The sequence below is a fragment of the Parafrankia irregularis genome, assembly GCF_001536285.1.
Classification (GTDB): Bacteria; Actinomycetota; Actinomycetes; order Frankiales; family Frankiaceae; genus Parafrankia; species Parafrankia irregularis.
On record NZ_FAOZ01000002.1, the window covers coordinates 58786 to 79321 of the forward strand.

General features: G+C 71.9%; 18 protein-coding genes. 5 read left to right on the top strand and 13 right to left on the bottom strand.

Annotated features, from left to right (window positions below; all coding sequences use genetic code 11):
- Nucleotides 1-30: 30 nt before the first annotated feature.
- From AWX74_RS02730 to AWX74_RS02760, 7 genes are all read right to left on the bottom strand, one after another.
- The gene (locus tag AWX74_RS02730) at nucleotides 31-555 is read right to left on the bottom strand and encodes a hypothetical protein (protein WP_242666044.1); all 525 of its coding nucleotides are present in this window, start codon (nucleotides 553-555) and stop codon (nucleotides 31-33) included.
- A 125-nt stretch (nucleotides 556-680) separates the two neighbouring features.
- A complete protein-coding gene (locus AWX74_RS02735) occupies nucleotides 681-4457 on the bottom strand; it encodes a protein kinase domain-containing protein (protein ID WP_091271290.1) in 3777 nt (1258 codons plus the stop codon).
- A gap of 52 nt (nucleotides 4458-4509) precedes the next feature.
- Nucleotides 4510-6078 carry a phosphotransferase gene (locus tag AWX74_RS02740; protein ID WP_091271292.1) on the bottom strand — a complete coding sequence of 523 codons (1569 nt, stop codon included), beginning with the start codon at nucleotides 6076-6078 and terminating at the stop codon, nucleotides 4510-4512.
- Complete coding sequence (locus tag AWX74_RS02745; RefSeq protein ID WP_091271293.1) at nucleotides 6075-6944, bottom strand: hypothetical protein; 870 nt, start codon at nucleotides 6942-6944, stop codon at nucleotides 6075-6077. The genes AWX74_RS02740 and AWX74_RS02745 overlap by 4 nt, the downstream gene beginning before the upstream one ends.
- A gap of 10 nt (nucleotides 6945-6954) precedes the next feature.
- Entirely contained in the window at nucleotides 6955-7836 is an 882-nt protein-coding gene (locus AWX74_RS02750; protein WP_091271294.1) for a vWA domain-containing protein, read from the bottom strand.
- A gap of 37 nt (nucleotides 7837-7873) precedes the next feature.
- Nucleotides 7874-8680: a hypothetical protein gene (locus tag AWX74_RS02755; RefSeq protein WP_091271295.1), complete on the bottom strand. Its 807-nt coding sequence runs from the start codon at nucleotides 8678-8680 to the stop codon at nucleotides 7874-7876.
- Between the two features lie 43 nt (nucleotides 8681-8723).
- Nucleotides 8724-9509 carry a hypothetical protein gene (locus AWX74_RS02760; protein WP_091271296.1) on the bottom strand — a complete coding sequence of 262 codons (786 nt, stop codon included), beginning with the start codon at nucleotides 9507-9509 and terminating at the stop codon, nucleotides 8724-8726.
- A gap of 166 nt (nucleotides 9510-9675) precedes the next feature.
- On the opposite strand from AWX74_RS02760, the gene AWX74_RS02765 reads away from it, so the two are divergent.
- A complete protein-coding gene (locus AWX74_RS02765) occupies nucleotides 9676-10065 on the top strand; it encodes a response regulator (RefSeq protein ID WP_242666045.1) in 390 nt (129 codons plus the stop codon).
- Here the strand turns inward: AWX74_RS02765 and AWX74_RS02770 are convergent.
- The 3 genes from AWX74_RS02770 to AWX74_RS02780 form a co-directional block, all read right to left on the bottom strand.
- Nucleotides 9951-10688, bottom strand: a complete 738-nt coding sequence (locus AWX74_RS02770) for a response regulator transcription factor (protein ID WP_091271297.1) — start codon at nucleotides 10686-10688, stop codon at nucleotides 9951-9953. The genes AWX74_RS02765 and AWX74_RS02770 overlap by 115 nt on opposite strands.
- A gap of 107 nt (nucleotides 10689-10795) precedes the next feature.
- A complete protein-coding gene (locus AWX74_RS02775) occupies nucleotides 10796-12478 on the bottom strand; it encodes a sensor histidine kinase (protein WP_091271298.1) in 1683 nt (560 codons plus the stop codon).
- Between the two features lie 772 nt (nucleotides 12479-13250).
- Complete coding sequence (locus AWX74_RS02780) at nucleotides 13251-14207, bottom strand: GlxA family transcriptional regulator (RefSeq protein WP_091271299.1); 957 nt, start codon at nucleotides 14205-14207, stop codon at nucleotides 13251-13253.
- Between the two features lie 70 nt (nucleotides 14208-14277).
- On the opposite strand from AWX74_RS02780, the gene AWX74_RS02785 reads away from it, so the two are divergent.
- Nucleotides 14278-15297, top strand: coding sequence for an NADP-dependent oxidoreductase (locus AWX74_RS02785; RefSeq protein ID WP_091271300.1), 1020 nt, complete (start codon nucleotides 14278-14280; stop codon nucleotides 15295-15297).
- A gap of 185 nt (nucleotides 15298-15482) precedes the next feature.
- On the top strand, nucleotides 15483-15926 hold the full coding sequence (locus AWX74_RS02790) for a PPOX class F420-dependent oxidoreductase (RefSeq protein WP_226931076.1): 444 nt from the start codon (nucleotides 15483-15485) through the stop codon (nucleotides 15924-15926).
- Between the two features lie 38 nt (nucleotides 15927-15964).
- On the opposite strand, the gene AWX74_RS02795 is transcribed toward AWX74_RS02790, so the two are convergent.
- On the bottom strand, nucleotides 15965-16624 hold the full coding sequence (locus tag AWX74_RS02795) for a dihydrofolate reductase family protein (RefSeq protein ID WP_091271301.1): 660 nt from the start codon (nucleotides 16622-16624) through the stop codon (nucleotides 15965-15967).
- A 185-nt stretch (nucleotides 16625-16809) separates the two neighbouring features.
- On the opposite strand from AWX74_RS02795, the gene AWX74_RS02800 reads away from it, so the two are divergent.
- Nucleotides 16810-17664: a glycosyltransferase gene (locus tag AWX74_RS02800; protein ID WP_091271302.1), complete on the top strand. Its 855-nt coding sequence runs from the start codon at nucleotides 16810-16812 to the stop codon at nucleotides 17662-17664.
- A gap of 61 nt (nucleotides 17665-17725) precedes the next feature.
- On the opposite strand, the gene AWX74_RS02805 is transcribed toward AWX74_RS02800, so the two are convergent.
- Nucleotides 17726-18667, bottom strand: coding sequence for an MTB12 C-terminal domain-containing protein (locus AWX74_RS02805; protein WP_091271303.1), 942 nt, complete (start codon nucleotides 18665-18667; stop codon nucleotides 17726-17728).
- A 122-nt stretch (nucleotides 18668-18789) separates the two neighbouring features.
- On the opposite strand from AWX74_RS02805, the gene AWX74_RS02810 reads away from it, so the two are divergent.
- Nucleotides 18790-18996, top strand: a complete 207-nt coding sequence (locus tag AWX74_RS02810) for a hypothetical protein (RefSeq protein ID WP_091271304.1) — start codon at nucleotides 18790-18792, stop codon at nucleotides 18994-18996.
- Nucleotides 18997-19083: 87 nt separating this feature from the next.
- Here the strand turns inward: AWX74_RS02810 and AWX74_RS02815 are convergent, their stop codons facing one another.
- On the bottom strand, nucleotides 19084-20526 hold the full coding sequence (locus tag AWX74_RS02815; protein WP_165615445.1) for an SDR family NAD(P)-dependent oxidoreductase: 1443 nt from the start codon (nucleotides 20524-20526) through the stop codon (nucleotides 19084-19086).
- Nucleotides 20527-20536: the final 10 nt, after the last annotated feature.

The window sequence follows — 20536 nt, forward strand, 5'->3', positions numbered from 1 at the left end:
TTTTCAGCAACGTTTCGGTGTTTCCCGGTGTCAGCCCCCACGTGCTCCGGAGGCGCCGGTCGAACCGGTCGGGCCGGATGCACCGGATGTACCGGACGGGCGTGGGACGGGCCCGAGATCACCGTCGGGCTCGCGGGTCAACATCGTATACAGGTCCGGATCGGCGTGGATCTCGGCGCTGTGCCGCCACTGACTCAGCAGGGCGGCGATGGGAGCCAGCGTGTTCAGCGCCATCGCGCCGCGTGCTGTCTCGATCAGCTCGGTGAAGAAGGTGTCGACGTCCTCGGGCGGCAGGAAGATCGTCCAGGGCAGCGCGTCGGGCAGCGCCTGCCGCAGCGCGGCGGTGTTCCCGGTGCGGATCAGGCCGGCGAGCATGCTGGTCGCGAAGTCCACCACGACGGAGTCCCGCTCCATCTGGTCGACGCGCATCAGGGCGAGATCCGTCGCGCCGCGGCGACGCAACCGCAGGGCCCGCACCTCGTCCAGCCGCCTGGCGGTCGCCGCCGGGTGGTGGAGCAGCTCGCTGAACGGGACTTCCTCGTAGGCCACGCTCACGACATCCACACTAGCTTGGATGTCGTCGGTGCTCCATGGCGCCCACGGCCCGTTGGTGGCTCCGTCGTCACGCGTCCGAACATGTCGCCGCGGGCTCGGCGAACGGCTCGGCCGACAGAGTGGGCTCATCGCCGCCCGAGTCGCCGCCGTGGTGCCGATCCCCGGCGCCGCGGCGGTGCCGACCCGCGGCGCAGCACTGGCCAGATCGTCGCCGCGACTGCGGCGGTGAGCAGCAGGAGGGCGGCGAGGTCGAGTGCCCAGGTACCGGCGTCGGACGTCCACAGCGCGTCGATATCAGGGTCGGACGGGGTCTGCCGGTAGCCGGTCGTCGCCGCGAGCATCGCGAATCCCCACCGGGCCGGCATGAGGTAGGCGAGCTGTTCCAGCGGCGGCCGATGGTCCAACGGGATGATCAGCCCGCACAGCAGCAGCTGCAGCAGCAGCACGACCACCAGGATCGGCATGCCCCGGTCGGCGTTACCGATCATCGCGGAGACCAACAGGCCCTGCGCCATCGCCGCCAGCGCGACCGCGACCATGGCGATGACGACCTCGGCCAGGCCACCGCCGAGTGCCGGTGGGGCGTCCGGCAGCGGCTTGCCGGCCAGGCCGACCACGGCGAGGATCACGGCCTGCAGGCCGCTGATCGCGCCGAGCACGGCCAGTTTCGACCAGAGATAGGCGCCGCGGGAGAGCCCGATCGCCTGTTCCCGGTTGAAGACCGACCGTTCCTTGACCAGTTCGCGGAACGCGCCGGCGAACCCGGTGAACGCGCAGCCGAGGATGAGCACGAGCATCAGCGGCGAGATGTCGCTTTCACGGTCGGCGCCGGTCTGCCGATGGTGCCAGGACAGCCCGTGCCCGCCCGGCAGCAGCTGGGCGAACAGGCTCAGGACCAGCGGCAGCGCCAGCAGGAACACCGCATAGGCCCGATCGGCCGCGATCACCGCCAGGTAGCGGCGAGCGAGCACGGCGAACTGGCGCACGGCCGGCTGCTGGCGCGGCGGCGCATCCGGCGCGACCCGGGCCGGGCTGGCTGGGCTGGCCGGGCTGGCCGGGCCGCCTGGGCTGGACGGGCCGCCTGGCTGCGGCGCCGCGGAAGGCGCCGTGCCGCGCGGTGCGCCGTACTTCGCGTACTGGGGCGAGGCCTGGAAACGGGCCGTCCAGTCGACGTCCCGCGAGCGGTCGAGTAGCAGGAACATGTCGGCGAAGTCCTGCTGGCCGAAGTACTCGAGCGCCTCGTCGGGCGGGCCGAAATAGGCCAGCCGGCCGCCCGACGCGAGCACCAGCAGCCGGTCGCACAGGTCGAGCTGCGCCGGCGAATGGGTGACGACGACCACCGTGCGGCCGTCGTCGGCCAGCGTGCGCAGGGTCTGCATGACGGACTTGTCCATGCCGGGATCCAGCCCGGACGTCGGTTCGTCGAGGAAGAGCAGCGACGGGCGGGTGAGCAGCTCCAGCGCCACGCTGGTGCGCTTGCGCTGCCCGCCGGAAAGCGTGCTGATCCGCTGCTCGGCATGGTCGGTCAGCCCAAGCTCGTCGATCACCTCGTCGACGCGCGCGCGGCGCTCCGCGGAACCGGTGTCCGCGGGGAACCGCAGTTCGGCCGCGTACCGCAGGGCCCGGCGGACGGTCAGCTGCGGGTGCAGGATGTCGTCCTGCGGGACGAGCCCGATGCGCTGGCGCAGCTCGTCATAGGAGGCGTAGAGATCACGGCCGGCGTAGCGGACCTCGCCGGAGTCGGCGGGCCGCTGCCCGGTCAGCGCACCGAGCAGTGTCGACTTTCCGGCGCCGCTCGGCCCGACCACCGCCAGCAGGCTGCGCTGCGGCAGCGCGAAGCCGACATCGTCGAGCAGCCGCCGCCCGGAGCGGGTGACGGTCAGCCCGTCGGCCTCGAACGAGATGTCGCCTTCGTCGACGTACTCGACAAGCGTGCCGTTCTGCAGGTGCAGCAGGGCGTGGCCGATGCCGACGATATCCCCGGCGGCGAGCGGGGCCTGCTGCTCGATCCGGCGACCGTTGACGAAGGTCCCGTTCCAGCTGCCGAGGTCGACGATCTTCCATTCGGTGCCGCTTCGGCGTAGTTCCGCATGCCGGCGTGACACCAGCGGGTCGCCGAGCACCACGTCGCATTCGGGCGCGCGGCCGATGACGACAGAAGCGGTGGTCATCGGATGCAGCGCCGTGGCTCGGTGCTCCCACCACTGCCCTCCAGCCACCGAACCGACGGACGGACTCCCGGACGACCGGCCGCCGCCAGGTCGCGAGCTCGGGGTGGGGCGGGCGGCGCCCGGTCCGATGGTCGTCGTCGCCTGGCCGCCGCCGGCCTGGCTGCTGCCCGGTCGAGCGGCTGGCGTCTGCTGGCCGCCGCCTGGCAGAGCGGTGACCGTGGGCTGGCCGGCACCGAGCCGGGCGGTGGGCGGGGGCTGGGCCGCTCGGTAGCGTCCGGCTCCGAACACCGCGGCGGCGGATCCGGTCGGCGGCCCGGGAACGCCGGGCGCCGCGGTGAGCGAAGCCGGAGCCTGCGCCGATTCCGGTGGCGCTGCGGACGGCGGTGGGGTTGTGGATGGCGGTGGCGCTGCGGTGGGCGGTGGCGCTGCGGACGGCGGTGGGGTTGTGGACGGCGGTGCCGGTGCTCGCGCGGGGGTGGGCGGGGCGCTCGCCGCCTGCCACCACTTGCCGGCGGGTGCGGGGGATGGCGCCGGTGCCGGCGGTGATGGTTGTGCCGCCGCCGGTGCCGCTGGCTGGGACGGCGGCTGCATCGGTTGTGTTGACGGCTGGGCCGCCTGCTGTGGCTGCTGTGACGGTGCTTGCTGTGATGATGGCTGCTGTGGCTGCTGTGGCTGCTGTGGCTGCGGCGGGCTGGGCTGCGGTGCGGGCGGTGCCGCCGCGGGAGCGCCGGGGGTCTGCGCCCACCACCTGGCCCGTGGCGCGGGGCTGGCAGGCGGTGGGTTCGAAGCCGCTGGCGCCGCCGGGGTTCCCGCCGCGCTCGGGGTACCTGATCTGCTGGGGGCGCTTGGACTGCGCGGAGCGCTTGGACTGTTCGGGGCGCTTGGGCTGGTCGGGGTGCTCGGGGCGGCACCGATGATGGCGGCCTGGGCCGCCGCCGCGAAGGCGGCAGTGGACGGATACCGCTCCCCGGGATCCTTCGCCATGCCGCGGACGATGACGGCGTCGAGTGCCGCCGGAGCGTCCGGCCGCACCGCGGACAGGATTGGGGGCGGCTCCTCCAGATGTGCTCGTACCACCGCCAGCCGTTCGGCGGAGGCGAACGGCCGGCGCCTGGTGAGGCACTGGAACAGCAGGCAGGCCAGGGAGTAGACGTCCACCCGGTGGTCGACGGGCCCGGGGCCGAAGCGCTCGGGCGCCATGTAGTCGATCGAGCCGATCGCGGCCCCGGTCGTCGTGAGGTCGGTGCCGTGGACCGAACGGGCGATGCCGAAGTCGACGAGGTAGACGAAGTCGGTCGGGCGCCCCCGGCCCGCGCAGAGCACGTTGGACGGCTTGACGTCCCGGTGGACCAGGCCGTCGGCGTGTGCGGCGTCCAGCGCGGCGGCGATCTGCTCGATGACGTTGCCGGCCGTCCGCAGGTCGAGCGGACCGGCCCGCAGCACGGTGCCCAGGTCGGCGCCCTCAACGAGACGCATGTCGATGTACAGCTGGCCGTCGATCTCGCCGTAACGGTGGATCGGGATCACATGCGGCTCACGCAGCTGGGCCACCGTCGCGGATTCCCGGCGAAACCGCTCGATGTAGTGCGGATCTTCGGCCAGGCTGGGGAGCAGGAGCTTGAGTGCCACCAGACGTTGCTGGGCGGTGTCGTACGCCCGGTAGACCTCGCCCATACCGCCGCGGCCCAGTCGGGCCTCGATGCGGTAGGGGCCGAACATCCGCTCTGTCATACCGCCTTCTCCGGTGGTCGCCGTGCGAGGTCTCGCCCGTGCTCGGACGTCGCTATCGCGGGTTCCCGGGCTGCTTACGGCGGCGTCGCCGCCACCGTGCCCAGAGGACGCCGACGAGGACCGCCGGCAGGAGAGCAATCAGTGCGCTGACGTTCGCGATCGCCGGCCGGGTGTCCTCGCCCTGGACGATCGCGAGGGTGATCGCGATGGTGGCGGCCAGCCAGGTGAGCACTGCCACGGCAACGGCGCTCAGGTTGCGTCGCACCCGCCCGCGGCCAGCCGCCGCAGCCGGCGCCGGGTGTGCGGGCGCCGGCCGCACCGGTGTGGAAGGAGCCGGTGCCGAGCCCCGGCCCGGTCCGGCCGCGGCCGCTCCCTCAGAGCCGGATGACTGCTGCCACCAGGCGGTTGCCTCCGCCGGCCGGGTACCTGTCTGCGTGCCCCGGCGGCGACGCTGCCCCGTCGATGTCCTCGCTGGTCCGGATGGCTTGGCAGCTGGTCCGGATGGCTTGGCACTCGGCCCGGTTGGTTTGGTGGCTGGTCTGGACGGTCTGGCGGTGGGCCTGGACGGTGTGGGCGCCGGCCCGGCCGGCGGTGTCGCCGGGTCGGGTGTGGAGCTGGTCGCGGTCGCCGCGGGCTCGGCCGGCGCGGGCTTGGCCGGCGCGGCGGGTACGACGCGGCTGCTGGTGCGCGTCCACCAGGGCAACGAGCCCGTGATCAGATCCTCGAGGTCGCCGGTTGCCGCCCAGCCTGCCGCGCAGCAGGATCGCAGCCTGGCCGCGAGCTGGTCGATCTGCGGGTCGCGCAGCTCGGCCAGCCAGGACCAGGCCTCGGTCTGGTGCGGCGGCTGGAAGTCGCGGCGGCCCAGGAGCAGGTTCTCCCCGTCGTTGAACCGCTCCCACTGGTCCGGTTCCTGGGCGAGCGCCAACAGCGACAGGTAGATCACAAGACCGGGGAACGTGTCCATCCACGGCCCCCACAGCCGGTTCTCGGGCTGGTAGTTGCGGTGCCCGCCTTCCGTGGGTGGCGGCGAGCCCGTGAACGGGGCGATCCACGAACTGTCGAAGTCGACGAGGCGCAGCCGCCCGGCGGTGTCGACGAGCACGTTGCCGTGCTGCAGGTCGCCGTGCGCGAACTGGGCGGACTGGAGCCGGCGCAGCAGATCCCGCCACGAGTCGGCCAGCGTCCGCAGCGCCGCGCGGTCGTCGGCCTCGACGAGCTCCTCCACATGCCGGTCGAGGGTGTGGCCGTCCACCCAGTCCATCTGGACCATCGGCCAGCGGCGCCCGTTCACCAGGATCGCGTCGTCCACCCACCGGCAGGCGGCCACGTCCGGGCTGAGGCCGCGTTCGGTGAACCAGTCGTCGATCGCGGTGTAACGCTGCTGGGTGGACGCGTCCTCGCGGGTGAAGAACCGCAGCGCGTGCGCGGTGCCGCCGATCGTCGCGCGGAACACGACCGCGGTGCTGCCCGACGCCGGAACGGGAATGCCCAGCAGCGGATGGACGTCGAAACGGGCCCCGGTCAGCTCGGGATGGTCGAACACGAGGTCCGGCCGCTGAACCGCGCGGATGTAGTCCTCTGCCGACGGGTGGCGGACGGCCGGCTGGCGAGCGCTGGTCACAGGCACACCACCAGCGCGTCGGGTTCGGCCGCCACGAGCTGCACCCGCAGCAGGGTGACGTCGTCGTTGCGCATCCGTCCCGCGGCGCGTTGGTCGGCGACGATCGCCGCGAAGGTCGCGTCGTGGTCGATACCGGTGAGGTCGGCCCACAGCCCGTCCCGTTTCCGGCCGGTGCCCTTGCCACCGGTGGCGTGCCTGCCGGTGCCGTGTGTGCCGGTGCCGTGTCGGCTGGTGCCGCCCGTGCCCGTCTCGGTCAGCAGCCAGTGGGCCAGCGCGTCCGTGGCGAGGAACAGGACGTCGCCGACCCGGAGCTCGCCGTGGGCGAGGGCCAGGCCGCGCAGCATCGGGCCGAGCGCCTCCGGACGGGTACTGACCCCGTCGGGGGACAGGCCGAACCCGTCGACGTCAAGGTGAGGGAAGTGGGTCAGCAGCCGGCCGCCCCGGATGTGGAACAGCACCGTGTCACCGAGCGCCGCCGCCTCCCAGCGGGCCTGTGGTCCGTCCAGGCCGGTGAGACGGCAGCCGAGGAACGTCGCGAACGACCCCTCGCTGCGGAACTTGTGCTCCTCGATCACCGTCGCGAACCGGGCCGGTGACTCGGCCACCCACAGCTGTTGGACGTACTCGAACCAGGCCCGCAGGCCCTCCGAGGTGAGGTCCGGTCCGGCGCCGGCGACGAACGAGGTGACCAGGTGGTCCACCCAGCGGATCGCGTCGTAGGCCTCGGTGGCGCCGTCCGCGACCGCGTAGCGGGGCGCGACGCCGACCGCCGGATCGCCGTCGTGGCAGGCCGCGGCGTCCTCCCATTCCTGGGGTGTGCTCCCCAGCTTCTCCAACGCGAAGCAGACCGAGCGGGCGACGATCATCGGTGGGCCCTCACCGGTCCCGCAGGTCGGCGACCCGGGTGCCGACCTCCAGGAACCACACGAGCGTCGCGAGGCCCGCGTTGAACACGAACCCGCGGGCACCGTCGGTGATCTCCATCCGGGCACCGCGAGCGTTCGCGACCATCGACGCCGGCAGCGTGCTCGAGATCGCGAACAGCTCGGGGCCCGGCTCGGGCAGCCCGGCCGCGGAGACCGGGAACAGCACCTCGGGCGCGAGGGCCGGCGACAGGAAGATGTTGAACAGCAGCGCGGGGCCGTCGTGGGTCTCGATCGAGGTGAGCCGGGAGGCCCAGTCAGTCAGGCCGACGCCGTCGAACGGGCTGTCGGTGACCATCCCGTCGGTGATGTTGATGATGATCGGCGGGAAGGAGTCGGGATGGCTCGCCGCCCACTCGAAGACGTGCTCGCCGGCGCTGGCGATCGCCTGGCACATCGGGGTGCGGTAGCCGTGGACGGGCTCGACCCAGACCGGCAGCCGTGAGCCCGCGACCGGGTCCACCGTCGCCGCGGCGCCGGGCCCGGATGGCGGCGGCGTCGACTCGATCCGCAGCGGGTTCTCGAAGACGTGCGAGATCGGGACGATCGGCTGACCACCCACCGGGCCGATCAGTGCGGGCTCGACGCCCTCACCGCCCGTCACCGGGCAGGCACCGTAGCCGAAGACGCCTACGTCGAAATAGTGCCGGGCCCGGCCGCCCACCTCCTTCGCCGACTTCACGCACAGATCGAGGAGGATCTTGTTCACCGCGCGGGCGGCGCCCTCGGCGAGGGTTCCCCCACTGGACTGCCACGGCTGTTTCATCGAGTCGGACCGGTCCAGCAGGAACACGATGCAACCCGGGTTGGCACGGGAGAAGGTCTGCTCGTACATGCTCGCTCTGTCCGTTCTCGTCAGCGCGGTCCGGGGTTCATGGGTTTCCGTTCCGACGGCGGCTCGTCACGACGGTCACCGGCCAGGCGGTCCCGGGCTGCCAGGACCAGCTGTGCCCGTCGACCCGGCAGCGGAAGGCGAACCCGGTAGCGGCGTACCGGGCGTCGACACGGAACGCGCCGCAGCGTGGGCACTGGACGACCCGGGCCGCCTCGCGCAGCTCGGCGATCTCACGGGGAGCCGGCCGGACCGGTTCGGTACCCGGGGCGGTCCTGTTCCCGGCGGGTTCCCTGGCGCCGCCCGCGGGCCCGCCCGGTGGCGTTGCGGTCTGGGTCCACCACTGGCCGCCGCGGGTCGTCTCGGTACCGGGACGCTCGACCGGCAGCAGGACGGCCTGGGCCTGGGCCGGTGTCTGGGCCTGGGCCGGCGCCTCACGTTTCCCGCCGCCATGCGGTGGGGCCCACTGGTCGTCGCCTGTGGGCTGCTGCCGGTTGGGCTGTTGCCGGTCGGTGGGCTGTTGCCGGTCCGTCGGATGAGATCGGTCCGCGGGATGTGGTCGATGTGCGCCCGCGGTCCCGGTGCGCCCGGGCGCCTGGTTGGGTTGGGGCCGACGGGGTGCTTCGCCCAGCCGTGCATCCCGCGCTCCGGCCGGTCGTCGCGCCGACCCGGGCGGCAGGACCAACAGCGCCGACGCCAGCACACCCACGGCGAAGGAGCCGGCTACCACCATGGCGGTCGTGGTTCCCGGGCGGTCGCGGAACAGCAGCCCCCAGCCGGCCAGTGACGCGCCGCCGGCGGCGACCAGGAGCAGGACGAGGGAGACCCGCGTCGCCTTCTCGGTCACCAGGCCACCACCTTTCCCGTGGGGCCTGATGGGAGGGCCGGCGTCATGACGCCTCCACCGGGAACGTCACGTCCGCGACCGGATTGGTGACCGCTCGGCACTGCTCGCCGCCGGGTTCCGCGGCGCCGACGAACCGCCAGCCGCCCACCAGCTTCAGGCAGACCTGCGCGTCAGGCGGCAGCCGGTTCGGGATGAACCACCCGGAATCCCCGAGCTTGCCATCCGGCGAACCACCGTCCTGTGCGTCGCCGCGCGCGTAGCGAATCGTGACGGAGCTGCCGGTGGGGACCTTGGTACCGCCCCCCGCGACCTGTGCGATCACCCGCGCCGGTTCGACCTTCAGCTCGATGGGCCGGGTGTTCGTCACCTGCTCCTGCCGGCACGCGGACGGGGTTTCCAGCCCGGCCAGGCGCACCGGGGCATCCGCCGACATCACGCAGACCTCGCGTCTGCCGACGGTGATCTCGGATGACCACCGTCCCTGGTCATCGGCGCGTTCGTCGGCCAGCACGACACCGCCCTCGCGGATCTGCACGGCCAGGTGACTGAGGCGCAGGTCGGCGCCTGCCTCCGTCACGGTCACCATCGCGGTTACGGGCACCTTCCCCGGCGCGGTGGTCACGGGCTTGGCGGCGGGCTTTGTGGTGGGCGCGGTCACGGGCGCGGTGGCCGTCGGTGGCGCCGTGGGCGACCCTGGCGGATCGTCACCGGCCGAGGCGTGCGGTGCCACCACGAGGCTCGCCAGGGCGACACAGCCGATCGCCAGCGCCGCCGCGTATACGGGCGCCAGGGCCGGGTGCCGCCACAGCGGCGGGCGTGGCGGCGTCACCCGCGGGTGAACGGGTCGGCGGTGCCGGTGCGCAAGGCCTTCACGGAAACGAGTGTCCGGCGGGCCGGAAACCGGCACATCTGTGCCACCACTGGCTTCTTTGACCGGTACGGCCCAGTGCTGGCACGGAGTTCCGGGCGGGTGCGGCGGTGCTAACGTCCGAGCCGTGGACCGGGTGGCGGTGGGGCGTGTCTTCATCGTCGACGACAGCGCACCGTTCCGGGCGGTGGCCCGCGCGTTGCTGGAAAGCGGTGGCTACGAGGTCGTCGGCGACGCCGCGACCGGGGCCGAGGCGTTGGCCGCGGCACCCGTGGCGAGCCCCGACGTCGTGCTGCTCGACGTCGCCCTGCCCGACCTGGACGGTTTCGCCGTCTGCCGCGAGCTGCGGGAGACCGTTCCCGGTGCCACGGTTGTGTTCTGCTCGGTACGCGACGCCGAGCACTACGGGGACGCGGTCGACCAGTCGTCCGCCGCTGGCTTCCTCCCCAAGTCGACGCTGTCCGCGGAGGCGCTCGCGCTTGTCGTGGCGCGGGCGCGGGGGGCCGAACGCAGATAGGCGAGCACGGCCAGGACGCGGCGGTTGTGCTCCGCCTCGTCAGGCAGTGAGAGCCGCAGGAACACGTTGCGTACGTGTGTCTCCACGGTCCGCGTCGTGAGCTGGAGCTCGGTGGCGATCGCGCTGTTCGACCGGCCCTGCGCCATCAGCGCGAGGACCTCCCGCTCCCGCGCGCTGAGCGCGGCCAGCTCGTCGCGCCGCGCCCCGCCACGCTGGCCGGCGAGCAGCGGGACCACCTCCGGGTCGAACGCACAGCCGTCGGAGGCCACCCGGCGGATCGCGCTGAGGAAATCGGGCCCGGTGACCCGGTCCTTGAGCAGGTAGCCGACGCCGCGGGCGGACTGCCCGACCAGCTCGTCGAGATGCGTGACCTCAAGATGCTGGGACAGCAGCAGCACTCCCGTCCCGGGGTGCCGCCGACGTAGCCGGACGGCCGCGCGCAGACCCTCCAGATGGTGGCCGGGCGGCATCCTGATGTCGACGACCGCGAGGTCGGGGCGGTGTCGTTCGACCGCGTCGAGCAGTCCGTCCGCGTCCGCGGCCTGGCCGACGATCACGCATCCGTCTCGTTCCAGCAGGTCGGCGAGAGCCGTCCGGAACAGCTCCGCGTCGTCGGCGAGCACGACCCGAGGCCCCGACGAGGAAGATCGTCCGGGCTGGTTCGTGGCGGGCTGGTCCGTCGCAGGATGGTGAGCGGGAGCAGGCTGGTCAGCTGGGGTGATGGCTGGGGTCAAGGCATCTCCAGGGGCAGGTTGGCGTGGACGGATGTGCCGTCGCCGGGGGAGCTCCGCACGACCAGCCGGCCCTCGATCGCGGCGACCCGGTCGCGCAGCCCGAGCAGTCCGGTCCCACCGGCCAGGTCCGCGCCGCCGACGCCGTCATCGGCAACGGTGACGACCAGCCGGTTCGCGGACACCCGCACACCGACGTGGACCCGAGTGGCGTGGGCGTGCTTCGTGGCGTTTGTGACCGCCTCGGCCGCCACGAAATAGGCGGTCGCGGCCACCTGGTCCGGCAGCGGAGGAAGCGCCGGGCCGTCGATGACGTCGACCGGGTACGCGGACCGGGCCGCGAGCGCCCGCAGCGCGGGCATCAGGCCCGCCTCGGTGAGCACCGCCGGGTGGATGCCGCGGGCCAGTTCCCGAAGCTCCGCCACCGAGGCCTCCAGCCCGTCGGCGGCCCGCCGCAGCAGGACCCCCAGCTCCGGATCGGACGGATCGGGGCCGAGCCGGTCCCGTGCCAGCCGCAGGATCAGCGCGGTCGTGACCAGCTGCTGCTGGGCTCCGTCATGCAGGTCGCGTTCGATCCTGCGGCGCTGCTCGTCGGCCGCCGTGACGATGCGGGCCCGGGAGGCCCGAGCCTCCGTGAGCTGCGCCCGCACCTCCGCGGCGAGCCGCTGGTTGTCCAGCTCCAGCGCGGCGGCCGCGATGGTGGCTTCCAGGACGTGCCGGTCGGCACGCAGCGCCGGATCATGCAGCAGTACCGCGACCACCCGCGGACCGCGCAGGACCGGTGTGACCGCGTCCTGCGGCCGGGGGATGACCGGGCGCCCCGCGGCGTCCACATAGAGCTCGGAGGCGTCGCGGTCGTCTGTGTCGTCCGGGTGGGGGTAGGCGATCCGCAGTGTCGGATCGCCGAGCGCGTGGGCCAGCAGGTCGCGCAGCTCCGCCGGATCCGCCCGCGGCAGCCGGAGCAGTAGGCCACCTACGACGGTGCGGCCGAGCCGGATCCGTAACGCGCCGGCGAGGAAGGCCAGCGGCAGACCCAACGTCGCCAGGTGGGCGATCTCGTTGACCAGCTCGGCGCTCTCACCGGGCAGCCCCGGCTGTGACAGCGACGCGGCGACTCCCGTGATCCCGACGCCGTACACCGGCGCCAGCACGCGGCGGGCCGGTGGCGTCGCGACGAACCACCGGCGAATCAGCAGCCCGCCCACGGCGACGGCGAAGCCGACCTGCGCGCCGTTGATCAGATTCTCCTGCAGCCGGGTCAGGTCGGCGACCAGCACCAGGTTCGGTGTTATCGAGCTGTAGAACGGGACGCCGAGCGGCACGAGGAGCAACACCGTCGCGTACACGGCACCGGTCACCGCCCGCTCGGCCCGCCCATGCAGACGTCCGTCGGGAAAGGCGAGCAGCAGGTGCACCAGGCTCGCCGAGGCCACCGTCCGGCAGAACAACCCGATGGTGTGCGGGACGGGATTGTTCGAGACCTGCAGGTCCTCGGCGAACCAGGCGATACCGACCATCACCATCAGCAGGCCGAGCCGGCCGGGCCGGCGCAGGTGCGCGATGGACCCGGTGAGCAGATAAAGGCCGCCGACGACACCGGAGAAGAAGGTGGTGGTCGTGTCCGGGTCCCGGCCGCCGTCGGACACCCAGAGCGCCGTGGCGCCGAAGAGCGCTCCCACCACTGCCAGTGCCGGTACCCCAACCCCGCCACCATCACGCCGGCTTTTGTCGGGATCTTGGGAAATGCGCTGGAGGCGCCCTCGAAAGCGCCTGTCACGGCCTCCGGCCGGATACTTTGCGGGCGAGGATCGGGCAGCTTCCGTCCGGGTGGCGACGTCGCTCCCGGCAGTGGCGGAACCTGCCTGCGCCTCTCCTTTCTGTGCTGCCGGTACTGCCGCTTCCTCTGTTTGCGCTGTGCCTGCTCCCACGGCCGCGACCCGCGGGGTGGTATGCCCCCGGGCCTGATCGTGTCGGCCCCCGTTCCCCACCCCTGAGCCTTCCCCCGACTCACCGGACCGATCAGGACGCCAATCATTATTCGCGAGACGGTGACTCCGAACAAGGGGGCCGCTCACTCCGGCCGCACATCGCGGAGCTCGGTAATGGAGACTCGCCCGGCCCCATCATACGGAAAGCTGTGCCGTTCACCTCGCCGCGGCCTGGTTCAGCGAACCTTTTCCCTCTCACGGTCCACGGGCAGGGAAGCCGCAGACCGAGCCGACGATGGAAAAGGTTCGGTCTTCATCGGGTATCCGGGCGACCGTGGATTCTTCCTCGTCCGGGTGTCGGCGAGCGTGATTCCCGGCGTTTCCGGCCGGTCGACGGGAAGGCCCGGAACGAGGAGAACTTCGGCGGCTCCGCATACCCGGCGGCCCTCGATCTGATGGCCGGGCGACGATCACAGTCCCCGCACTCGGCGAGACGGGTGGGCCGCCGTTCACACGGCGGCGGACGTCAGGCGCGGAAGGTTCTGCGGTAGGCGTTCGGTGACACCGCGATCGCCTCCCGCAGATGCTGGCGCAGGGAGGTGGCGGTGCCGAAGCCCGCGCGCTCCGCGATGCGGTCGACTGGCAGGTCGGTGTTCTCCAGAAGATGCCTGGCAAGGTCGATCCGCTGCCCGGTGAGCCACTGCCCTGGGCTCTGCCCGACCTCGGCACGGAAGCGGCGGGTGAACGTCCGCCGGCTCATCCCCGCGTGCGCGGCAAGCTCGTCGAGCCCCAGTGCCTGGTCGAGCCGATCGAGGGCCCAGCCGCGGGTCGGCGCCGTCCCGTTGTCCGCGGTGCGTGGGACGGGGCGTTCGATGTACTGGGCCTGGCCGCCGTCCCGCCAGGGCGGAACCACGCTGTTGCGGGCCACCCGGTTGGCGACGCCGCTGCCATGGTCGCGGCGGACGATGTGGAGACAGAGGTCGACTGCCGCGGCCGCACCCGCGGAGGTGAGGATGCGCCCCGTGTCGACGAAGAGGACGCCAGGGTCGACGTCGATGGCTGGGTAGCAGCGCCGGAGGTGCTCCGCATGCCGCCAGTGGGTGGTGGCCCGCAGACCGTCCAGCAGGCCGCCGGCGGCGAGGACGTACGACGCCAGGCAGAGCGAGACCAGCCGGGCGTCGGGGCGAACCTGGCCGAGCGCGTTCGCCAGATCGGCGGGCAGGAGATCGCGGCCGGTGATCCTGGTCATCTCCTCGGCGGGAGGGATGACGACGGTGTCGGCGGTTGACAGCGCCGCTGCGCCACCTGTGACGGTGACGGAGAAATCGGCGGCCGTCCTCACCGGGCCGCCACTCACCGTGCAGGTGGTCACCCGGTACAGCGGCCGGCCGGCGTCGTCGCAGGCATTGCCGAAGATCTTGGACGGCGTGCTGAGCTCGAACGGCATCACCCCGTCCGTCGCGAGGACGGCAACCTGATGCATGGCCCGATCCTTGCACAAGTCGGCCTTCGGGCCACTTTCTGGCGCTCGGGGCCGGCGGCAGTGTGGAGCCATGACGACAACGACGCCCCCGACGACGCCCCCGACGACGTCCACGTTGCCGGCGACGCCGACCGTGACGTCCACGGCCACGGCGATGATGCGTGCGATCAGCCAGGACAGTCTGGGAGGACCTGAGCGGCTGCGGCTGGTCGAGGTCGAACGCCCCGCTCCAGGCCCGTCCGAGGTTCTGGTGCGGGTGCGGGCGGTGGGCCTCAACCCGACCGACTGGAAGCATCGGGCCATGCCGGGCTTCCTCGGGGAGCTTCCGCTCGTCCTCGGCTGGGACGTCTCCGGCGTGGTCGAGGCGGTCGGGCTCGGGGTGACCATCCACGAGGTGGGCGACGAGGTGTTCGGCATGCTGCCGTACCCGTACGGGCACGGTTCCTGCGCCGAGTACGTCATCGCGCCGGCCCGCGTGCTCGTCCACAAACCGGCGGAGCTCGATCACGCTCACGCCGGTGCGATTCCGCTGGCGGCGCTGACCGCCTACCAGGCGCTGGTGGACACCGCCAGTGTGCGGGCCGGCCAGCGGGTGCTGATCCACGCCGCGGCCGGCGGAGTCGGGCACTTCGCGGTCCAGATCGCGAAGTCGCTCGGGGCGTATGTGATCGGTACCGCCAGCGAGGTCAAGCACGACCTGCTTCGCGGGCTCGGCGCCGACGAACTGATCGACTACCACCATGAGGACTTCGAGCGGGCAGCCGGGGGAGTCGACGTCGTCATCGATCCGATTGGTGGCGATTACACGGCCAGGTCGCTGCGGACGCTGCGCCCGGGTGGTGTCCTTGTGTCCCTCGCGCTCACCGAGACTCAGCCGATGCCGCAGGAGGCTGCCCGGCGCGGTGTCCATCACCGGCTGATGCTGGTCGAGGCCGATCAGGAGGGCATGCTTGCGGTCGCCGAGCTGGCGCGGACGCGGCGGCTCCGCCCCGTCATCGAGGCCGCCTTCCCGTGGGAGGAGGCGGCGAAGGCGCATGCGGTGGGCGATGGCGGCCGGGTGACCGGCAAGCTCGTGCTCACCGTCGGATGATCGGTGCACGATGGGCCGGGCGGCCCGCCACGGCCGGGATGAAGCCATCGCGGGGCGGCGGGCGGCGGGCGGCGGTGCGGCCGGGGTGCCAGCAGCGCCCGGTGCGGCGTGGCAGCAGGCGGTGCGGCGTGGCAGCAGGGCGGTGCGGCGTGGCAGCAGGCGGTGCGGCGGGAAGGAGCCAGGGTATGAGCACGGCTGATGGCATGAACACACTGCCTCGAGAGCTGCGGGAATTGGTCGAAACCGGCCCACTCGCGCATCTGAGCACCATCAACGCGGACGGGAGTCCGCAGGTCTCCGTCATCTGGATCGGCCTCGACGGCGACGATCTGGTCAGTGGCCACATGTCGTGGTACGCGAAGCTACGCAACATCGAGCGGGATCCCCGGGCGGTGCTGTCCTTCGCCGCGCCCCGGGAACCCGGCGTGGTCATGAACCCGTACGCCGTGCTGCACACGCGGGCCATCGTGCAGCCCAGCGACGAAGCCTGGGGCCTGCTCGATCGCCTGACGAGAATCTACGTCGCGGCGGACGCGCGGTTCCCGGCGCCCCAGGGCCCCGGCTACATCGTCCGGTATCGCGTGCAACGCATCGGCGGGGTCGGCCCCTGGGCGGCGGCCCGCCGCTGAGCTGCCCGCGGCGCACCTCGGCCGGCCGGCTCCCGGGATCAGACGCGGCGGGTGAAGGACAGATGGGTGATGCCGCTGGGGGAGGAGACCGTCTCGATGTCGAAGCGCTCCTCGAGGCCCTCCTGGCCGTCCCACAGCCGGGTGCCCCGGCCGAGCAGGATCGGGACCACCGCGACGTGCATCGAGTCGATCAGGTTGGCGGTCAGGAAGTCACGCACGATGGTCGGGCCGCCGCCGATGCGCACGTCGAGGTCGCCGGCGGCCTCCCGGGCGAGGTCGAGTGCCTGCTTCGGCGCCGCGTCGATGAAATGGAACACGGTGCCGCCCTCCATCTCGATGGACGGCCTCGGATGATGCGTGAGAACGAAGACCGGGGTGTGGAACGGCGGGTTGGGCCCCCACCAACCGCGCCATTCCCGGTCGGTGCCGAGATCCTCCCACGGGCCGGTCTGGGGGCCGAACTTGCCGCGGCCCATGATCTCGGCTCCGATACCGGGGCCGAAACGCTCGGCGTAGGCGTTGTCGACGCCGGTGCTGCCACCCGGCTGGCCGTGCGAGGCCCGGCCGAACCGGGTGGCGAACGCCCACTCGTGGAGGCGGATGCCGGCGTGGCCGAACGGTGCTTCGAACGTCGGGCCCTCGCCGGTGGCGAATCCGTCGAGTGAGATCGCGAAGTTGTGGACACGTACCGCCGACATCGCTGCTCCCGGTGCTGGTGATCTGCAAGCGGTCGCCGCCAGGCTAGCGAGATCAGTGGAGGTCCGCATCTCCCTGGGTGGCTGGAGTCCTGCGCAACGCGACAGGTGTTGGGCGGAACGAGGCGCCCCGACGGCAGTTTCTGTATTTGTTTCCCGGCACCGGTCCGTCGGTGTAGCACTGATTCGTGCAGCCTCTTACGGTCGTCATCGTTCACCGCGACCAACCGGAGCGACTCCTCGACACCATCGACGCGTTCCGCGCGCAGGACATCCCCGTCACGATCACGATCGTCGACAACGGATCGGTGACCATCCCGCCGGTCGAGGCCGACGACGTCACGGTCGTGCTCGGCGGCGCCAACCTGGGATTCGGGCCGGCGGCGAACATCGGCTACCGCAGGTTCCTCGCCGACCCGGACGCGGGTGAATGGGTTGTGCTCGCGCCGCACGACGCACTGCCCGAACCGACCTGCCTGAGCCACATCCTCGGCGTGCTGGCCGAGCGGCCGCGGGCAGGGCTCGCCTGCGCGGACGTCGGTGACGGTGCGACCCCGGTCATCGACGCCTACCTCGGCGGGATCCTCGTGCCCGCGAGCGTCGACGCGGGCTGGGAGACGGTCGGGCATCCGCACGGCACGCTGATGTTCGCCCGGCGGGCCTGCCTCGACGAGGTGGGAATCTTCGACGAGCGCTACTTCGCGTACTGCGAGGAAGCCGACCTGGCGCTGCGGGCACGCGCCGCCGGCTGGGAATCCGGGCTGGTACGGGGCGCGATGGTCAAGAACCCGTATGTCGGCTCGCCCTCCGGGGCGATCGACTACCTGCAGCTGCGAAACACCCTGCTGATGGTGCGGGAGCACTTCGGCCGCTATCACGTGTTCATCCGGCTCTGCATCGCGTTGTTGCAGCTTGGTACGGGTGCGATCAGGCCAGCCCGTCGGGGCCCCTACTGGCACCCCGACGGGCGTGTCCGCGGCATCGTCGACTTTCTCCGCGGGCGTTTCGGCCCGCCGCCGGCGCACCTTTACACGAAACGCTGAGTGCGCCGGCCGGGCACATGCCGCTGCCGCTGCTATGCCGCCGTACCGCTGCGGCCTCAGGTCAGGGCGCGGGGCAGACAGCCCCCGCCCAGCCCATGACGTGGCAGTAGGTCTCGCGGCTGACCTTCCACCGGCCCTCGCTGATCACGGCCTTGCCGGTCTGCAGACCGAAGGTCACCCCGCCCTGGTAGGTGATCTCGTAACGCAGCGACGCATGCCGCGGGTCGGTGAAGACGATGTCGCGGGTGGTCACCGTGGCGGTCGACGTCGCTGTGGGGAAATTCTGAATGGCCTGCTCCAGGGTGCCAGCCAACGACGGACCCGCCTCGACCGCGGCAAGGGAGTACGCCGGGTCCTGGCCACTCGTGAATGCCTGCGCGTAGGCCTGCTGGACCGCGTTTCGGGCTGCCGCAACGTCCCGTGGCTGGCGGCCGGCTTTGGCCGGGCAGATGGCCCCGGCCCAGCTCATGACGGTGCAGTAGGTCTCGCGGCTGACCTTCCACCGGCCGTCGCTGATCACCGCGGTGCCGTTCTGCACGCCGAAGTCGATGCCGCCCTGGTAGACGACGTGGAAACGCAGCCCGGCCGTGCGAGGCCCCTGGAGCTTGATGTCACTGACCGTCACCTGTGCGGTGCTGGTGGCCTGCGGGAAGTTCTGCATGGCCTGCTGCAGGGTGCCGGCCAGCGCCGGCCCGTCCTCGACGGCGGCGAGGGCGTACGCCGGGTCCTGGCCGCCGGTGAAGGCCTGCGTGTAGGCGGCGGTGATCGCGGCCTGCGGCCGGTGCTGGGTCGGTGCGGGCCGGGGCCCGCCGGCGGTCGCCGTCTGGGCGGGAATCTGCGCCACGATGGCGACGGCGGCAAGCGTCAGCCAGGCCAGGCACCCCCGCCGTGCCCGCTGCCTGCGCCGACCTTCCTGGCCGTTCCGATTCGGCCGCAGGCTTCGCCTGCTTCCGGTGGCGGGCTGCTGGGCCGGGCGCACCCCGGTCTGGTCGGACATCGTCATTGTCTCCTCCTCCGCGGCAAGGTTGCCGCCGATACAGGAGAGTCCGCACGGCCCGGGATGGTTTACCCGGAAAAGACAACGATTCGCGGATCAGTGCCCTCGGCCAGACCGGCCGGACCTCGTTGCGCTTCGACGGCGGCGCCGCCACCGAGCTCGCCGTCCTGTGGACGACCAGTGAGAACGGCCTGTGCACCGTCACCGCCGCGGTTCCCGCCGGGGCGACGAACGCCCAGTTCCTGCTGCGCTACGGCAGCAACAACTGTTCTGGGCCGTGGACGACTTCAGGGCCACGACGTCCACCACGGCGCAGGTATCGAGCACGGCTGTAGGTATCGAGCACGGCTGTAAGGATCGAGCGCGGCGTAGGCGTCGAGTGCGACCGGCGGGTGTGTCTCTCCCCGCCCGCCGGTCGGCTGTCAGACTCCGAGGCTTCGGCGCATCACGGCGGTCGCCGCAGCTGTTTTCGTGCGCAGGGGAAGGACCGCGCCGACGACTCGGTAGGTACGGTTGATCAGTCCGGGAACGTGGACGAGATCCCGGCCCAGGGTGGCCAGTGAACCCGTGGCGACGACCTCGGGGGTCAGCGTCCACGGTGGCAGGCGGGTGCTTCCGGAGCGTGCCTGAAAGGGCGTGGCCGTCGTTCCGGGCAGTACGGTCTGGAACAGCACGCCGCTGTCACGGTTCTCGTGCCAGACGGCCGTCGCATACGAGAGCAGAAACGCCTTCCCCGCCGAATAGACGGCGCTGTGCCCGATTGGTGCCAGGGCGTTCACCGAGGCGATGTGGATCACGGCACCGCGGCCGCGACCGAGCATCGAGGGCAGGACAGTTCGGGTCAGCAGTGCCGGAGCCAGCATGTTGAGGTGGACCAGGTCCGTGTACGCGGCGTTGTCCGTGGCGGTGAACGGTCCCTTGATGCCGATTCCGGCGCTGTTGACCAGCACGTCCACACGCCGCCCGTCGACAAGGCCCGGCAGCTTGTCGACGAAGGAGGGATCGGCCAGGTCCAGGGGATGAGCAACCGCCCGGACGCCGTGTTCGGCGCGCAGCGCGGCGGCCACCCGGACCAGGTTCTCGGCGTCGTCGCTGGTCAGGATCAGATCCACACCGAGGGCGGCGAGAGCTTCGGCGTAGGCCCGGCCGATGCCCGACGACGCGCCTGTCACCAGCGCCCACCCGCCGTCGGCCGCCTGGGCGAGAACGGCCTTGCCGGCCGCCGACATCCGCAACGGCGCCCGCACCCGCATCCGCATCCGCCCCTCGGTCCGTGGCCCTGGCCTCCTGGCGGGCAGGCCCAGCCGCTCTCTCAGTGCCCTGCCCAGCCTGTTCCGCACTATCCGCAGAATGCCGAAATAGCGCTTTTCGAGCGTCGTCTGGTAAACCCAGCCGGTCTTCTCGACGCCGTCGACCACGACCGGCCCGACGTATAACGGCCGCGGCCTGCTGTGGTGGTAGAAGTCGCGCAGCGCGGGAACCTCGGTGCCCATGATGACACTGTGTCTGCCGGCCTTTCCGCCCTGGTGCAGCACATGGCACCAGAACAGGAGGGAACGCCAGCTCCGGCGCAGCGACGGCGCGAGCCAGGCGCAGGTGAACTCCTGGGTGTCTGTTTCGTCGACCTCCATCTCGCAGCGGGCCCGCGCTGGCTGCGGAATTCGGGTGAGAGTGCGGAAGGGGGGAGTCACGTTCAGTACGAAGCCGCCGACGAGGTCGGGGCCGTCGAAGGTGGCGAAGACGCGCGCAAGGCGCAGATATTCGATTTCGACGGAATATCCAGAATATCGGGCATAGTGTGCGGTGAATTCGGCCAGTTCGGTGTCCGTGCGCAGCCGCCTCAGCCGGAACGCGTGTCGCCCCACAGTGCCATGG

Bases quoted from the DNA above. Each gene is read 5' to 3' on its own strand.
- AWX74_RS02735 (WP_091271290.1), bottom strand. From the start codon at position 4,457: ATGACAGAGCGGATGTTCGGCCCCTACCGCATCGAGGCCCGACTGGGC.
- AWX74_RS02745 (WP_091271293.1), bottom strand. From the start codon at position 6,944: ATGATCGTCGCCCGCTCGGTCTGCTTCGCGTTGGAGAAGCTGGGGAGC.
- AWX74_RS02750 (WP_091271294.1), bottom strand. From the start codon at position 7,836: ATGTACGAGCAGACCTTCTCCCGTGCCAACCCGGGTTGCATCGTGTTC.
- AWX74_RS02780 (WP_091271299.1), bottom strand. From the start codon at position 14,207: ATGCATCAGGTTGCCGTCCTCGCGACGGACGGGGTGATGCCGTTCGAG.
- AWX74_RS02785 (WP_091271300.1), top strand. From the start codon at position 14,278: ATGACGACAACGACGCCCCCGACGACGCCCCCGACGACGTCCACGTTG.
- AWX74_RS02790 (WP_226931076.1), top strand. From the start codon at position 15,483: ATGAGCACGGCTGATGGCATGAACACACTGCCTCGAGAGCTGCGGGAA.
- AWX74_RS02795 (WP_091271301.1), bottom strand. From the start codon at position 16,624: ATGTCGGCGGTACGTGTCCACAACTTCGCGATCTCACTCGACGGATTC.
- AWX74_RS02805 (WP_091271303.1), bottom strand. From the start codon at position 18,667: ATGACGATGTCCGACCAGACCGGGGTGCGCCCGGCCCAGCAGCCCGCC.